A 15,746-nucleotide genomic window follows, 5' to 3' on the forward strand; every position below is an offset into this window, starting at 1 on the left:
CTCCTAAAACAGGTTTTGCAGCATGCTGTACAGGGAGCTGCCGAACACTGAGAAGACAATCATGTTGACGGCAATCAGGCAGACGTTGACCAGGACCATCACGTAGATCGGGTCCATACCGGTCGGCTGCTGCGGGCCGAAGGAAATCTGGTAGAAGGCGACAGTCGTGAACGTGAAGTCCAGGGCGATGAGAATCACAATCAGCATGATGGTTGCAACGCCTGCGACGAAGCCGAGGACGGCGGCGGCAAAGCTCAGGAAGACCACAATGGCCATCCGCTGCTGGTAGGCGGTCAAAAGCGCCCAGAAGTCGCTGGCGGTGCCGGTGACGGCGCGGCGGGCGACGAAGGCCCCGACGTAGTAAACCGCGTTGACGGCTAACAGCAGGAAGAACAGGCGAAAGCCGGTCCCCCAGATGGCGGAGTTGGCGGTGGAGCTGACGGCGCCGCCGATGGCCGTGCCGAACAGGCTGGTGGTCGGGGCGGCCACGGTGTTGGCGGCCGCAAACATCGGCTTGATGATTGCAATCGTGGTGAACAGGGTGATCAAAAGCAGCGAGGTGAGCCCGTACCAGCGGCCGCCCGGGTTGTTGGTCGCGGTCGGATGCTTGATGCCGGCAATCAGCCAGCTCCAGTAGTTGAGACCGGCCTGCTTGGCGTTGGCCAGGCTGTCGGACTGCGGCGCGGCGGGCTGCTGAGCCGGTGCGGCTTGCTGGGCCTGGCCGGTCGGTTGCGGTGCCGGTTCAGGTTGCGGTGCTGGCGTTGGCTCGGGCTGTGGTTCGGGTGTCGGCTGTGGCGCCGGGCTCGGTTCCGGTTGTGGTGTCTGCTGTGGTTCCGGTGCACTGCCGGTCACCGGTGCGGTGGCAAAGTTGTAGCCGCAGTGGGTGCAGAACTTGGCGCTTTCGGCCTGCTCGGCCCCGCATTGAGGACATGTCTTCATATGAATTCTTTCCTTCCTGACTGTGATGAGTGAAAAAATAATGTCAATATAACAACCTAAATAATACGACACCGCGCGCGACACCGCAATCGGTTGAATAAAAAAACTATTTTGCAGATATGCAAGCCGCCGCCCGGGGGGCGGTGGAGGATAGTTACGGCCAATGGCACACATCCGGGGAACTGTGTTAGAATGAGACCGCATTCAAATTTTGGCTGCGGCCATGGAGGCTAGGACATGCAACACATTCCAGGCGGAACTTATCAGATTGGCACCAACGACCGGACCAAGGGATTCTTTGAGGACAACGAGACGCCCAAGGTGACGGTTCACGTGGGGGACTTTGAGATTGGGGCGACCACGGTCACAAATTCCGAGTTTCAGGCGTTCGTGACGGCCACCGGCTACCGCACTGAGGCAGAGCAATTCGGCAACAGCTTCGTGTTCCACCTCCTGGCCAGCGACGAGACCAAGGCGGCCAACCAGCCGGTTCCGGGAATGCCCTGGTGGTACGCGGTGGCCGGTGCGGACTGGGCGCACCCCTTCGGCCCGGAGTCGACGCTTGAGGGGCTGGCGGATCACCCCGTGGTGCACGTGTCGCGCACCGACGCGCTGGCGTACTGCACCTGGGCAGACGCGACGCTGCCCACGGAAGTCGAGTGGGAGGTCGCTGCGCGTGGGGGCACCGACTACGACCACTGGTACTGGGGGGATGCCCTGATGGCCGGTGGCACCTACCACTGCAACACGTTCCAGGGCGATTTTCCCTACACGAATTCGGCCGAAGACGGCTTCGTCGGCACCGCGCCGGTTCACAGCTTCGAACCCAACGGCTACGGGCTATACCAGCCGATCGGCAACGTCTGGGAGTGGTGCCTCAACCCGGCACGCATCCCGCTCAGCAGCCTGGCAATGCTGTCGGCCAAGGACTTTGCGGCGATGGACAAGCTTGAGCCGAACCTGACCTTCGCGACGCGCGGCGGATCGTTTCTCTGCCACGACTCGTACTGCAAGCGGTACCGCATCAGCGCGCGCAACGGCGAGGCGGGGCAGTCCTCGGCGTCCAACCTCGGCTTCCGCATCGTGCGCCACGTGACCGATCAGGTGACTGCGCCGGCGGCTGCGCGTGCTGGCGCGACCCACCCGGCGGACTGCTGCCTGCCTCGGCGGTGATACAGAACTGGGATAATGAATCACACAAAAAGGATAGAATTGGATGCGCAGTGACCTGCCTTGCCGCGGTACACTTGAGACGAAGCCGCGGCGGGTGTTCTCCTGCCTGTCGTGGCCACCAATTTTTCCAAAGGAGCCAGCCATGAACGAAACTTTCCTTGAGGTCCTGAAGCACGAGGGCCCTGTCACCATCATCACCGTGAACGCCAATCCGGCGCATGTCGTCAACACCTGGATGTCCTACGTGACCGTTGCCGACAATCAACTGCTGATTCCCGCGGCGGGGATGCACAGCATCGAGACCGACTTTGCCACCGACAACCGGGTCACCTTGACCTTCGGCAGCAAGGACGTGGTCGGCACCGTGGGGCCCGGGGCGGGCTTTCACGTCCACGGTCGCGGGCACTTCGAAACCGAAGGCGCGGCCTTCGACGCCAAGCAGGCGCAGTTTCCCTGGCTGTCACGGCTTCTGGTCGTGACCATCGACGACATCGAGCAGAAAATCTAGCCAAGCACTGGGGGCTGCCCATGCGTCGCCAGCTGAAGTACAGGTCATCTGCAGCGCAGTCGCAGACCGGCAGTCATACCCACAAGCCAAAGGAGCCTGCCGCGCATTTTCCGAGTTCGGGAAATGCGTGGCAGGCTCCTTTTACGCTGGGCCAAGCCCGACTAACGGGCCCGGTCGTTGATTACACTCGCCGAATCAGGGCGTCGATGTTTTGGTGCGTCAGCAGCCGGTGGGTCGCCAGGACGAAGCCGCCCCAAATCGCGACAATCGCGGTGGCCGCGACCAGCAGCCCCTGCGTGGGCCAGATGTAGGCCGGCGCGTTGCTGCTGCCCTGGAACAGCAGCATGGTCAGCCCGTAGCTCACGGCGCTGCCGAGAATGCCGCCGTACAGCAGGCCCTGGCCCAGAAGAAAGGCGTACTCCAGGCTTTTGACCGCCGTCAGCTGGTTGGGAGTCGTGCCGATCGACTGCATCATCGCCAGGCTCTGGCGTGAGGCCATCAGGTCGGCGAAGGTGTGGTTGACGATGGTGGCCAGGCTGACCAGCGCGAGCAGCGCGACGAAGCCGCTCATCAAGACGCGCATCATGGTGGTCATCGCGTACGACTCCTGGTTGGTCGCCACCGCGTCGATGATGGTGATGCCGGCAAAGTTTGCTTTCAGCGCCTGGGCCACGCGCTTGTGATCGTTGGGGTTGGTCAGCGTGGCGGCCGCGGTGGTCTGCAGATCCCGCTCGGACAGGCCGAGCTTCTGGCGCCAGGTCGCATACTGCGCCTGGGAAATCATCAGCGCGGCCTCGCCCTGTTCGTAAACGACTAGGGCCTCCGGCGTTTGCGCGTTGTAAGGCACGAGGGTGGGGGTCACGCTGACCGTGCGCTTGTTGCGCTGACCGCGCAGCACGAGCGGCTTGGCGTAGTCCAGCGGCACCGTGTAGCGCATCACCGTCTTGCCCTGGGCGTTTTCCGTCTGAATCTTGGTGTCCACCAGGTAAGGCAGCGGGTGCTTGAGCTTCCGGGCTAGCGTCTTTGACACGACGTAGATGGACAGGTCGAAGCCTTTCAGGAAAAGCGGGCCGCGCCGAACCTCCAGCCCGAAGTGCGGGGCGACGAAGTGCTGCTTGACCGCGCCGGTGCGCACCAGCACCTTTTCCGCGGCCGCCACGCGGTCACCGCCGGCCGTGGCGATGATGTCCGGTCCGGTCAGGTCAGCGTAATCCCGCAGGAAGTTGGCGGTGAAGCCGGTCAGGCCGACGAACAGCGCGACCGTGGCAATCAGCGTCACCATCATCGTCGCCTTGCGGTCGGTGCGGCGGTAGTTGCGCAGGGCGAGCCGCAGCGTCGGCCGCTTGATGCGCTTTAGCCAAAAGCCGGGGCGCAGGCGGCGCTTGGAGACGCGCGGCGAGGCGTCGAGTGCGCGGATGGCGGCAATCGGCGACACGCGGCTGGCGCGCCAGGCGGGCCGGGCGGCGGCGATCAGCGTGACCGCGGTCATGAAGCCGGCCGCCACCACCAGCGGTAGCCAGTCGACGGTCAGCCTGAGCGCGAAGGCGAAGTCATTGTCCGCAAACAGGCGGTTGAGCCAGCCCAGCGTGACCGCCATGCCGCCGACGCCAAAGCCGAGCCCCAGAATCATGGCGGGCACCAAAAGCATCAGGGCCTCGCTCAGCACGATGCGCCGCAGCTGCTTGGGCGTGGTGCCCAACGATCGAAGCAGCCCGTAGCGTGTGCGGTAGGCGCGCACCGTCAGGTTGATGCTGGTGTAGATCAGAAGCAGCGCGGCAATGCTGATGACGGCCAGCACGCCGGCGACGGTGCCGACGATGATCAGCCGGGTCTTCGCCTTGTCAGATTCACCCATCACCTTGAGTGCGTCGTCGTTGAGCTGATACTGGGTGGGGCCGACGCCGGCCTTGGCAGCCATCCCGGCCACGCGGTTATGCGCGTCGCGCGTGGTTGCCAAGTCGGCCATCAGGGTATCGCGGCCCTCGGGCAGGGTGTGCCTGACCTGGATGATGCCGCTGGGGTCCAGGTAGCTCGGGCTGTAGCGGTTCATGACACCGACCACCCGCACGCGCCGCGGCTTGCCAGCCTGAGTCAGGGTCAGCCAGTCGCCGAGCGCGGTGCCCTCCGGCAGCAGCGTGTCGGTCACAAGGGCCTCGGAGGCGGTGCGCGGCAGGCGCCCACCGCTGAGCAGCGCCGGGCCGAGCTTGCGCAGCACGGCCGGGGTGACCGTCACCGCCGGCACCGCGTCCTTACCGTGGTGCAGGGTGGTGGTCACGTAGCGTCGCTGGTGAATCAAGAGAGGCTCCTTGATCAGCCGGTGCAGCTGGTCCTGGCTGAGGTCGGAAAATCGGACGATGGCCTGGGTCTGCGCCACCTGGTAGGTGAACAGGCTGGATTGGGCGCTGCGAAGGCCGACCAGTGAGGCGACGGCCAGCGTTGCGGCGATGCCCATCGCAAGAATCGTCAGTAGGGTGCGGGCCGGCGTCTGCCGCAGGTTCTGCCAGCTGATTTTGGCGATAATCATGCGTTTGCCTCCGTCAGCCGGCCGTCGGCGATGGTCAAAACGCGCTGGGCCTGCGCGGCGACCTGTGGATCGTGCGTGATCACGATGACGGTTTGGCCCTGCTTGACGTTGGCGTAATGCAGCAGTTCCATGATCTCTTGGGAGTTCTTCTGGTCGAGGTTGCCGGTCGGCTCGTCGGCCAGCACGATGGCCGGTTGGTTGATCAGCGCGCGGCCGATGGCGACGCGCTGCTGCTGACCGCCGGAGAGCTGGCTGGGCAGGGCGTGGGCCTTGGCGGTCAGCCCGAGCGCGGCCAGTAAATCCGTCAGCTCGGCCTCCGGGATTTTTTTGCCGTCCAGCTCGGCGGGCAGGGTGATGTTCTCCGCCACGGTCAGCGTCGGCATCAGGTTGTAGAACTGATAGATTAACCCCACCTGGCGCCGGCGGAAAATGGCGAGCTGCGTCTCGTTGAGCCCGCCCAGGTCGGTGTCGTACAGCGACACGTGGCCTTCGGTGGGGCGGTCCACGCCGCCAAGCATGTGCAGGAGCGTCGACTTGCCGGAGCCGCTGGGCCCGACGATGGCGACGAACTCGCCGGCCTCGATCCGAAGCGACACGTGATCGAGCGCGGGCTGCTCCTCGCCCGGGTAGGTCTTGGTTAAGTCTGTTGCGGTTAGAATTGACATCTTAACACCTCCAGCCTTAAGGTACCGCGCGAGAGTGACAACAGCGTGACAGCCCGATCAGGCTAGCGAAAAAGCGTGACGGTGGCGCGGACGCCCGGGTGCGTGTTGGCCAGCGTGAGACGACCGCTGGCGGCCGCCACGATGCCGTGGGCGATGGCCAAGCCGACGCCCAGGCTGTTCGGCGCGCTTTGGCTGCCGCGGTAGAAGCGCTCGAACAGGTGCGGCAGCTCCGCTTCGGGGAGTGCGGCGCCGAAGTTCTGAATCGTGACGGTGGTGGCCAAAGGCGTCTGCGCCGCCGCAATTACCAGCCGGCTTTCGGCCGGGGCGTGCTCCGCCGCGTTTTTGAGCAGGTTGATGAAGGCCTCCTGCATCAGGCGGGGGTTGACCGAGACCGTGATCCCGGTCGGCACCTGCCAAACCACCTCCAGGGCGGCGTCGGCGATCAGGGGCAGCAGCACGTCCAGGCTGTGGCGCAGCAAGTCGTCCAGCGCCACGGCCTCGCGGTTTTGGCTCAGCGTGTGTGTGTCGACCCTGGCCATCAGGATCAGCTGCTCGACCAGGCTCTGCAGCCGTCGGTTCTGCAGTGTTAGCTCCGCCTGGGTCGCCGGATTCGGTGCGGTGCCCAGCAGCTCGATCAGGTTCGCCTGGGTGGCAATCGGCGTGCGCAGCTGGTGGGCGATGTCTTGAATCGCGGTGCTGAGCTGGGCGCGGTCGCGGGTCAGCGCCGCCTTGGCGGCCTGGGACTCGCGCGCGTAGCGGTACAGGTCGTTGTGCAGGGCCGAAAACGCCCCCTCGTCGTTCAGGCTCAGGGGGTAGTCGGACTGCCCCAATTCGGCCTGGTGCAGCTGGGCGGCAAGCGCCGCAAGCGAGCGGCGGATGCGGCGCAGCCAGCCGACGCAGACCGCCCCGATGGCGGCCAGCGCCACCAGCCAGAGGGCGACCAACCAGGGACGGGCGGCCGGCGAAAGACCGCCAGCGACGCCGAGTGCGGTGGTCACGAGCGCGGCAAGCAGGATGCCGAGCCAGGCCGCGGCCCGGGTCTCCGGGGTGGTGAACACGTTAGTTTTCCGCAATGAAATACCCCATTCCTCGAATCGTGCGAATCAGCCGCGGGTGCGCGGGGTCGGCTTCGAGCTTCTCGCGCAGGCGCTTGATGGTGACGGTCAGGGTGTTGTCCGAGACGACCTGGTCGCGGGCGTCCCAGATGCCGGCCAATAGCTGCGCACGGGTCAGCAGCTGCCCCTGATTCTGCGCAAAGTAGGCGACTAGGCGCCACTCGGTGGCCGAAAGCGGAATCGGTTGGCCCCCGCGCGTCAGCGTGCCGCGGGTCAGATCGACGGTCAGGTCGCCCAGGGCCAGCGGGGCGCCGCCCGAAAGCTTCGCCAGGCGGGCACCCAGCACCCGCAGGCTGAGCGGCTTGATCACATAGTCGTCGGCCAGGCTCAGCCCGGCCAGCTCCGCGGCCTCCGCGTCGTTGGCGGTCAGGATCAGGACCTTGGCCAAAAGCAGCGGCCGCCATTCGGTCAGCCAGGCCAGCCCGTCGCCGTCGGGCAGCGCGAGGTCCAGGATGATGGCGTCGGGCGGGTTGGCGGTGACGGCCGCCGTGGCCGCGGCCAGAGTCGGCGCCAGGGTCACGTGCGCCGTGGCGCTCAGGTAGGTGGCGTAGCTCTGCGCCAGCGCCTGGGAATCTTCAATGATCAGCAGTTCCATGGTCTCGCCTCCGTTCGGTCATATCATAGCCTAGGCGCAGGCGTTGGTCACGCGAAACCCAAATAATGAAGTAAGGACTCACTCACACTGGTATAATGGAAGGTGACCGAGGCACTGTACCTAAGCACACCTCGCAACTGTATCATCAAACGGCGAAACACGCATCACACGGGCATTCAGCTGTTCGTGAAAGCGTTTGTCTTCGACCCGCGGATGACGTACAATGGAGACGACAATTCAACTGGAGGCGACACTGTGAGCACACTAGAAATCAAGAACCTGCATGTCAAAGTCAAGGATGAGCCCGAGCACCCGGAGATCCTGCGCGGCGTGAACCTCACCGTTCGCACCGGTGAGATTCACGCGCTGATGGGCCCCAACGGCAACGGCAAGTCGACGATGGCCGAGACCATCATGGGCAACCCGCGCTACCAAGTGACCGAAGGCGACATCCTGATCGACGGCCAGAGCATTCTCGACCTGAGCGTCGACGCGCGGGCGCGCGCCGGCCTGTTTTTGGGCATGCAGTACCCGGCCGAGATCGCGGGGGTGACCAACGCGGAGTTCATCCGCGCCGCCATCAACGCCCGGCGCCCGCAGGATGATCAGATTCCAATCATGCAGTTTTTGAAGCAGCTGGATCAGACGATGACCACGCTGGAGATGCCGGAGGACATGGCCGACCGCTACCTGAACCAGGGCTTTTCCGGCGGAGAGAAAAAGCGCAACGAGATCCTGCAGCTGATGATGATCAAGCCGCACTTCGCGCTGCTCGACGAGATCGACTCGGGCCTCGACATCGACGCGCTGCGCATCGTCGCCAAGGGCGTCAACGCCCAGCGCGGCCCCGAGTTCGGCGGCCTGATCATCACCCACTACCAGCGCCTGCTCGACTACATCGTGCCCGACTTCGTCCACGTGATGAAGGACGGCGAGATCATCGAAACCGGCGGCGCCGAGCTGGCCAAGTCGCTCGAAAAAACCGGCTACAGCCACCTGAAGGCGGGTGAAGCCGATGCGTGAGCTTCCAAGCACGCCCAAGATTGCCCTGGGGCGCATGCTGCGCCGCGCGCCGGCGGCCGCCGTTTTACCCGTCACCGTCAGCGCCGACGCGGCCGTGACGGTGACGCCGGGCCTCGGCATTGAGGCGCAAGACGGCCTGGAGGACTGGCTTTTGGCCGCGGCAGGGACCGCGGTGACGGTCACTGTGCCGGAGCGTTACGCGGGCACAACGCCGGTTGAGGTGGTTGGCCCGGCTGACGGCAGCGCGCTGGTGCGCGTCGTCGTCGGCCCGCACGCCAAGGTGACGATTCGAGACACCTGGAAAACAACCGGCGAGGGCCTGGGTCTCGGCGTGTGGCTCGAGGTTGCGGAAGGCGCGACGGTCAGCTGGCTGACCTACGACAGCCTGGCCGCGACCGCCGTGGTGGCGCAGCACAAGGCGACGCTTGGCGCCGGCGCCAGCCTGAACTGGACGGTCGCCGGCTTCTCCAAGGCCAGCGGGGCCAGCCTGATCACCACCGACCTGATCGGTGACGGCGCTCAGGCGACGGTCAACGTCGGCGTGCTGGCCAGCGGGGTTCAGCACCTGGGCTACACCACGCGGATGACCAACTACGCCCGCAAGTCGGTGGGCCACATCAACCAGCGTGGCGTGATCACAGGCGCCGCCCACCTGATTTTCAACGGCATCGGCCACATCGTGCAGGGGGCGCAGGGCGCCGACAACCAGCAGGAAAACCGCGTGCTGATGCTGGCGTCTCAGGCGCGCGGGGATGCCAACCCGATCCTATTGATCGATGAGAACGACGTCACCGCCGGCCACGCGGCCAGCGTGACGCGCGTCTACCAGGCCCAGCTGTACTACCTGATGAGCCGCGGCCTGAGTCGGGCGCTTGCGTCGCGGCTGGTGATTCGCGGCTTCCTCGAGGCGGGGCTGGCCGAGATCACCGACCGCCGGCTGAAGCAGGAACTTTTTGACACAATCGATGAAACCTTGGTGACCACAGATGCGTGAGCAATTTCCATTCTTCACCCAACACCCCAACCTCGTCTACCTGGACACGGCGGCGACCAGCCAGAAACCCCAGGCGGTGCTTGACGCGCTCACCGCGTACTACACGCAGGACAACGCGAACGTCCACCGCGGGCTGTACCGCCTGGCCTACAGCACAACCGAGCGCTACGAGGCCGCACGCGAGGCGGTGGCGGCGTTTGTGAACGCCGAACACGCCGAAGAAATCGTCTTCACCCGCGGCACCACCGAGTCGCTGAACCTAGTGGCACAAAGCTTCGGGCCGCTGGCGGTTCAGCCGGGCGACGAAATCCTCGTCAGCGCGGCGGAGCACCACAGCAACTTCATTCCCTGGCAGCAGCTCGCCGCCGCCCGCGGGGCGCGCTTCGTGGTGGCGCCGCCAACGCCACTCGGGGACACCGACCCCGCCGCGCTGGCCGCGCTGATCACACCGCGGACCAAACTCCTCGCGGTGGCGCAGGTGACCAACGTCTCGGGCGGGCTGGTGCCGGTGCGCCGGCTGGCGGACCAGGTCCACGCGCAGGGCGGGTTCGTCGTCGTGGACGGCGCGCAGAGCACGCCGCACATGCCGGTTGATGTCCAGGCGATGGGCGCTGACTTCTTCGCCTTTTCCGGCCACAAGGTCTACGGGCCGACCGGCATCGGGGCACTGTACGGCCGCGCCGAGCTTTTGGACCAGATGCCACCGGTTCAGTTCGGTGGCGAGATGATCGACGAGGTCACCGACGCCAAGTCGACCTGGGCGCCGGTGCCGCTGAAGTTCGAGGCCGGCACGCCCAACATCGCCGGCGCCTTCGGGTTGGCCGCGGCCGTCGCCTTCCTGCAGGCGCAGGACTGGTCGACGGTGCGGGCGCGCGAGGATCGCCTCGTGCGCCGGCTGCGCGCGGCCCTCGCCGCGATTGACGGCGTCACCGTGTACGGCACGGCTCAGAGTCTTGGCATCGTGTCCTTCAACCTGACTGGCGTGCACCCGCACGACCTCGCGACGTTTCTTGATGAGCAGGACATCGCGGTGCGCGCCGGGCACCACTGCGCACAGCCGCTGATGGCGCGCCTCGGCGTGCCGGCGACGGTGCGCGCAAGCTTTGGGCTGTACAGCACCGAGCAGGACGTCGATCGCCTGGCCACCGCGGTGGCCGAAGCAAGGGGGTATTTCCTTGGGACTGACTAGACTTGATCAGTTGTACCGGCAGGTCATCCTCGACGAGGCCTACCACCCGCGTCACCACGGCAAGCTGGCCAAGCCGACCCACGAGATCACCGTGCGCAACCCCAGCTGCGGCGACGTGCTGACCCTTCAGCTGCAGGTGAGCGACGGCAAGGTCGTGGACGCGGCCTTTGCCGGCAGCGGCTGCACCATCTCGCAGGCGTCCGGCAGCCTCATGACCGACCGCATCATCGGCGAGACCCCGCAGTCCGTGCTGGATCTGGTCGGCCAGTTCTCCGAGCTGGTGATCGAGGGCGAGGTGGCCGACGAAGACGCGCTGGGAGATGCCGCCATCCTGAAGGGCGTCCACCAGTTCCCGGCGCGGGTCAAGTGTGCCACTTTGGCCTGGAAGGCCGCCGCGCAGGCACTGACGAAAGGAGCGGAACATGACTGAGACCAAGAACACGAAGAACAACGAGCAGGTGGCGTCGGCCGTCGATTTTCTGCCCGACGACAACCCGGCCGACTTCAAGGATGACATCACGCCGGTGTTCTCCACCGGCCGCGGCCTGACCGAGGACACCGTGCGCGCCATCTCAAGGAAAAAACACGAGCCCGAATGGATGCTCGACTACCGCCTGAAGGCTTACCGCACCTACCTCAAGATGCCGGATCCCGCCTTCGGCCCCGACCTGTCCGGCCTGGACCTGGCGAACATGCTGTACTTCCAAAAGGCGACGGACCGCACCTACCGCGACTGGGCCGATGTGCCGGATGACATCAAAAACACGTTCGACCGCCTCGGCGTGCCGCAGGCGGAGCGCAAGTACCTCGCCGGGGCGTCCGCGCAGTACGAGTCCGAGGTCGTGTACCATAACATGAAAGACGAGTTCGATAAGCTCGGCATCCTATTCATGGACATGGACTCCGCTTTGAAGGAGTACCCGGACCTGGTGCGCCAGTACTTCGGGACCTTGGTGCGGCCCAACGACAACAAGTTCGCCGCGCTGAACTCGGCCGTGTGGTCCGGCGGCTCGTTCATCTACGTGCCCGCCGGCGTGCAGACCGACGTGCCGATTCAGTCCTACTTCCGCATCAACGCGGAGAACACGGGGCAGTTCGAGCGCACGCTGATCATCGTCGGCCCCGGCGCCCACATCAATTACGTCGAGGGCTGCACCGCGCCGAACTACTCCAGCGACTCGCTGCACGCCGCGGTGGTCGAGGTGTTCGTCCAAGACGACGCCTACTGCCGCTACACGACCATCCAAAACTGGTCCAAAAACGTCTACAGCCTGGAGACCAAGCGGGCACAGGCGCTGCAAAACGCGACGATGGAGTGGGTCGACGGCAACCTGGGCTCCAAGACCACGATGAAGTACCCGAGCGTCTACCTCGACGGCGCAGGCGCGCACGGCACGATGTTGTCTATCGCCGTCGCCGGGGCCGGCGTCGACCAGGACAACGGCGCGCGCATGATCCACAACGCGCCGAACACCTCGAGCTCCATCGTCTCCAAGTCCATCGCCAAGGACGGCGGGCGCGTTGACTACCGCGGCACCGTGCGCTTCACGGACAAGGCCGACAACGCATTTTGCCACGTTGAGTGCGACACCATCCTGATGGACGAACAGAGCAAGTCCGACACGATTCCCTACAACGAGATTCACAACCCGACCGTCGCGATGGAGCACGAAGCCAAGGTGTCCAAGGTCTCCGAGGAGCAGCTGTACTACCTCGAAAGCCGCGGCATCCCAGAGGCCAAGGCCACCGAGATGATCATCATGGGCTTCGTCGAGCCGTTCACCAAGGAGCTGCCGATGGAGTACGCCGTCGAGCTCAACCGGCTGATCGGGATGGAGATGGACGGAAGCGTCGGGTAGCGCGGTAACCGCGCAATCTGCAAGGGTTTTGGGCGGCGTAGCCTTCAGGTTTGCCACATTTTTGCCACCCATTTTTTGAACGTTACCCAAAACGGGCCTCGCATCCGGTGAGATGCGAGGCCCGTTGTTGACGCCCGAGGTGCTTGGCGAAGTGTTTCAGCTACGGGGCTACGCGTTCCGGCGTTGGATTTTTCCAACGTCAGAACGCGTGGATCCGCTGTTTTTTTCCGTGGCTAATTCAGAAAGGAGGTATTCTTGGCCTTCCAGTCCTCAAGCTTGATGTTGACCCAGAACCCATAAATGCCAAGGGTGATGATGGAGAAGAAGAGCCATTTAATCCAGTTGCCGAATAAGCCGATTGCCGATCCAGAGAAGACCATCCGGTGACCATCGATCACGGTGTGGTTGATCTTCCAGCCGTAAAGGCGGCAAAGGGCCCACGGATAGCAGATGCCGAACGTGAATACGGTGATGATGACCGCCAGAAGTGACCAACCGATGTAGGAAAGTAAACCGCCGTCGAAAAACGAGTTGCGCCCATGCTTTTGTTCCATGATAGAATCTCCCAAACCTGTCCTCAGCTTTTATCGTCGTTCCGGGCTGGACGTGTAACGGTTGGCCATCAGCGATTGAGGCGTCAAAATACGAGGGGAGGCCATCTACCTCCCGGGGGCCGTAGATCCGGTTCGGCTCACTAGAATTCCAGCTTGTCCGGATCGCCGTTGAGGATCTTGGTCTTTTGCTGGTCGTACTCCGCTTGAGTGATGGCGCCTTCGTCTAGCAGCGCCTTGAAGTGGCGAATCTGCTCGGCCTTGGTGTGTTCGCGCGCAGCCGCCGCTGCTTCGGCGGCCTGCTGCTTGGCCACGGCCGCTGCCTCCGCCTTGGCCTTGGCCTCCTTTTGGTGCAGGTAGTACCAGATCGCCACGCCCAGCACCGCCAGCGCGACGAACACGTACCAGTAGGTGACGAGGACCGCCAGGATGAGCGTGATCACAATCAACGCGCCGCAGCCCCAGTTCGAGTTGTTTTTCTTCATGGTGTTGCCTCCTGTCCGGTGATTAGAAGCCGGCCTTGATGTAGCCGGCGGCGCTCAGCTTCTGGCGCAGCTGCAGCAGGGCGGTGTAAGTGGCCAGCACGTACACTTGAGACTCCGAAAAGCCCTTGACGGTGTCGATCACCGCGTCGAGGCTCGGCCGCTCGATCAGCTCGCTTTGCGGGACGCCGGCGACCTGCATGCGGAAGGCGACATCCTTGTCACGTTCGCCGCCGACCAGGTAGGTGGTCGCCTGGCCGCTTTGGACCAGCGACTCGAAGTTGCCGTCCCAGATCCAGCTGGTGTCGGTGCCGTCGGCGTAGTTAGCGTTAAGCAGCATCGCAAAGGCAAACGGCTCGGCCTGGCGCTGGATCATCGCCAGCACCTCGTTGAGGCCGACCGGGTTCTTGACCAGAATCAGCGTGACCTTCTTGCCGGCGATGGTGATCTCCTCCTGGCGGCCAAAGACCTTCTCGTCGTAGCCGAAGGCGTCTTTGACCTGCTCGGGGGTGATGCCGAACTCGGCGCCGACGGTGTAGGCGGCCAGCGCGTTGTAGATGTTGTAGGTGCCACCGATGGCCAGGCTGTACGGGTGGTTGTCGATGGCAAAGGCGGAGCTGGTCGGCGTCTGCTCGGTGATCGCCGTGACCTGATGCGCGAGCACCGGCCGCTTAAAGCCGCAGTTGGGGCAGAAGAAGTCGCCGAGGTTGGCGTAGGTCAGGCTGTGGTAGTGCAGGATGTGCTCGCACACCGGGCACAGCACGCCGTCCGTGTTGGGCGGGGCGACCAGGTCGGTCTGGTCCGACTCGCCGAGGTCAAAGCCGAAGTAGCGCAGCGGGTTTTGCAGCTCGCGGGAAGAGAAAATCGGCGCGTCGCCGTTGGCCATCACGACCGCGGTCGGGTTGGCGCGCACGCCGGCCAGGATCTTCTCGTAGGTGGTGTAGAACTCGCCGTAGCGGTCCATCTGGTCGCGGAAGATGTTGGTCATCACGAAGGCCTTGGGGTGCAGGGCCGCGGCGACCGGCGCCACGTTGGCCTCGTCGACCTCAAGCACCGCCAGCGGCCGCTTGGCGCCGGCAACCGGCTGGTGGGCGAAAAAGGCCGTGGTGATGCCCTGCACCATGTTGGAGCCGGTGGGGTTGGTCAAGACGTCCTGGTACTTCTGGCGCAGCACCTTGACGATCAGGTTGGTGGTCAGGGTCTTGCCGTTGGTGCCGGTGACGATGATCACGTCGCGGTCCTGGCCGAGGGCATTCATGACGTTGGGGTCGATGCGCAGCGCAAGCTTGCCCGGAAAGGAGCTGCCGCCGCCGCGGAACTTGTGGAGGTACCAGTAGCTGAGCCGGCCCAGCGCGATCGCCAAGCGGGCCCTTGCAGTGATTTTCATGATTAAACGCGCCTTTCTGTCACACTATCTGACTAATGATAACACAGAACCGGCGCGGCCTTGACGAAAAATTCGCGGCGCGCGGTGTCAATTGCCGCCCGGATTCGTTATACTGGAAAGGGTATTTTCATAAAAAGGAGTGTGCGCGATGGCACAGCTGTTTTTCCGTTACGGCGCGATGAACTCGGGCAAGTCGATCGAGATCCTGAAGGTGGCCCACAACTACGAGGAGCAAAACAAGCAGGTGATCATTCTCACCTCGGCCATCGACGACCGCTCAGGCGTCGGCGTGGTCGCCTCGCGCATCGGCCTCAAGCGGGAGGCACACCCGATCGACGCGGCCACCAACGTGTTCGACCTAGTGTCCGAACTCAACCCCAAGGCGGCCTGTGTGCTGATCGACGAGGCGCAGTTTTTGCAGAAGCACCACGTCTTCGAGTGCGCGCAGGTGGTCGACGAGCTGCGCATTCCGGTGATGGCGTTCGGGCTGAAGAACGACTTTCGCAACGAGCTGTTCGAGGGCTCCAAGTACCTGCTCCTGTACGCAGATAAGATAGAAGAGATGAAGACCATCTGCTGGTTTTGCGCCAAAAAGGCGATCATGAACCTGCGGGTGCACGACCACCAGCCGGTGTACGCCGGTGAGCAGATTCAGATCGGCGGCAACGAGGCCTACTTCCCGGTGTGCCGCCACCACTACTACTTCCCGCCCAAGGATATGCTGGGCTAATCAGAGAAACGA

16 protein-coding genes are annotated in these 15,746 nt (G+C 64.3%); 8 read left to right on the forward strand and 8 right to left on the reverse strand.

The window, feature by feature from the left end; all coding sequences use genetic code 11:
- Positions 1-3: 3 nt before the first annotated feature.
- Positions 4-939: a zinc ribbon domain-containing protein gene (locus LE416_RS03350; RefSeq protein ID WP_225047071.1), complete on the reverse strand. Its 936-nt coding sequence runs from the start codon at positions 937-939 to the stop codon at positions 4-6.
- Between the two features lie 237 nt (positions 940-1,176).
- On the opposite strand from LE416_RS03350, the gene LE416_RS03355 reads away from it, so the two are divergent.
- Positions 1,177-2,112 (forward strand): formylglycine-generating enzyme family protein, encoded by a 936-nt coding sequence (locus LE416_RS03355; protein ID WP_225047072.1) that lies wholly within the window; start codon positions 1,177-1,179, stop codon positions 2,110-2,112.
- 142 nt (positions 2,113-2,254) lie between these two features.
- On the forward strand, positions 2,255-2,620 hold the full coding sequence (locus LE416_RS03360; protein ID WP_225047073.1) for a pyridoxamine 5'-phosphate oxidase family protein: 366 nt from the start codon (positions 2,255-2,257) through the stop codon (positions 2,618-2,620).
- A 181-nt stretch (positions 2,621-2,801) separates the two neighbouring features.
- Here the strand turns inward: LE416_RS03360 and LE416_RS03365 are convergent, their stop codons facing one another.
- The 4 genes from LE416_RS03365 to LE416_RS03380 form a co-directional block, all read right to left on the reverse strand.
- Positions 2,802-5,144 carry an FtsX-like permease family protein gene (locus LE416_RS03365; protein ID WP_225047074.1) on the reverse strand — a complete coding sequence of 781 codons (2,343 nt, stop codon included), beginning with the start codon at positions 5,142-5,144 and terminating at the stop codon, positions 2,802-2,804.
- Positions 5,141-5,809: an ABC transporter ATP-binding protein gene (locus tag LE416_RS03370; RefSeq protein WP_225047075.1), complete on the reverse strand. Its 669-nt coding sequence runs from the start codon at positions 5,807-5,809 to the stop codon at positions 5,141-5,143. Before LE416_RS03370 ends, LE416_RS03365 begins: the two co-directional genes overlap by 4 nt.
- Positions 5,810-5,871: 62 nt before the next feature.
- Positions 5,872-6,882 carry a sensor histidine kinase gene (locus LE416_RS03375; RefSeq protein WP_225047076.1) on the reverse strand — a complete coding sequence of 337 codons (1,011 nt, stop codon included), beginning with the start codon at positions 6,880-6,882 and terminating at the stop codon, positions 5,872-5,874.
- Positions 6,869-7,519: a response regulator transcription factor gene (locus tag LE416_RS03380; protein ID WP_225047077.1), complete on the reverse strand. Its 651-nt coding sequence runs from the start codon at positions 7,517-7,519 to the stop codon at positions 6,869-6,871. Before LE416_RS03380 ends, LE416_RS03375 begins: the two co-directional genes overlap by 14 nt.
- Before the next feature lie 255 nt (positions 7,520-7,774).
- Here LE416_RS03380 and sufC point away from each other — a divergent pair, with 255 nt between their 5' ends.
- From sufC to sufB, 5 genes are read left to right on the forward strand one after another with little or no spacing between them, the layout of a single operon-like run.
- The gene (gene sufC / locus LE416_RS03385; protein WP_225047078.1) at positions 7,775-8,542 is read left to right on the forward strand and encodes a Fe-S cluster assembly ATPase SufC; all 768 of its coding nucleotides are present in this window, start codon (positions 7,775-7,777) and stop codon (positions 8,540-8,542) included.
- Complete coding sequence (locus tag LE416_RS03390) at positions 8,535-9,536, forward strand: SufD family Fe-S cluster assembly protein (RefSeq protein WP_225047079.1); 1,002 nt, start codon at positions 8,535-8,537, stop codon at positions 9,534-9,536. Before sufC ends, LE416_RS03390 begins: the two co-directional genes overlap by 8 nt.
- Positions 9,529-10,725: an aminotransferase class V-fold PLP-dependent enzyme gene (locus LE416_RS03395; RefSeq protein WP_225047080.1), complete on the forward strand. Its 1,197-nt coding sequence runs from the start codon at positions 9,529-9,531 to the stop codon at positions 10,723-10,725. Before LE416_RS03390 ends, LE416_RS03395 begins: the two co-directional genes overlap by 8 nt.
- Complete coding sequence (gene sufU / locus LE416_RS03400) at positions 10,712-11,155, forward strand: Fe-S cluster assembly sulfur transfer protein SufU (protein WP_225047081.1); 444 nt, start codon at positions 10,712-10,714, stop codon at positions 11,153-11,155. Before LE416_RS03395 ends, sufU begins: the two co-directional genes overlap by 14 nt.
- Positions 11,148-12,584, forward strand: a complete 1,437-nt coding sequence (gene sufB / locus LE416_RS03405) for a Fe-S cluster assembly protein SufB (RefSeq protein WP_225047082.1) — start codon at positions 11,148-11,150, stop codon at positions 12,582-12,584. Before sufU ends, sufB begins: the two co-directional genes overlap by 8 nt.
- Positions 12,585-12,817: 233 nt before the next feature.
- On the opposite strand, the gene LE416_RS03410 is transcribed toward sufB, so the two are convergent.
- The 3 genes from LE416_RS03410 to LE416_RS03420 form a co-directional block, all read right to left on the reverse strand.
- A complete protein-coding gene (locus LE416_RS03410) occupies positions 12,818-13,138 on the reverse strand; it encodes a DUF898 domain-containing protein (RefSeq protein ID WP_225047083.1) in 321 nt (106 codons plus the stop codon).
- Positions 13,139-13,278: 140 nt separating this feature from the next.
- Positions 13,279-13,620: an SHOCT domain-containing protein gene (locus LE416_RS03415; protein ID WP_225047084.1), complete on the reverse strand. Its 342-nt coding sequence runs from the start codon at positions 13,618-13,620 to the stop codon at positions 13,279-13,281.
- 22 nt (positions 13,621-13,642) lie between these two features.
- Positions 13,643-15,004, reverse strand: a complete 1,362-nt coding sequence (locus tag LE416_RS03420) for a Mur ligase family protein (protein ID WP_225047085.1) — start codon at positions 15,002-15,004, stop codon at positions 13,643-13,645.
- Positions 15,005-15,152: 148 nt separating this feature from the next.
- Here LE416_RS03420 and LE416_RS03425 point away from each other — a divergent pair, with 148 nt between their 5' ends.
- The gene (locus tag LE416_RS03425) at positions 15,153-15,734 is read left to right on the forward strand and encodes a thymidine kinase (RefSeq protein ID WP_225047086.1); all 582 of its coding nucleotides are present in this window, start codon (positions 15,153-15,155) and stop codon (positions 15,732-15,734) included.
- Positions 15,735-15,746: the final 12 nt, after the last annotated feature.

Origin of the sequence: Lacticaseibacillus kribbianus, assembly GCF_020180945.1 — a bacterium.
Lineage (GTDB): Bacteria > Bacillota > Bacilli > Lactobacillales > Lactobacillaceae > Lacticaseibacillus > Lacticaseibacillus kribbianus.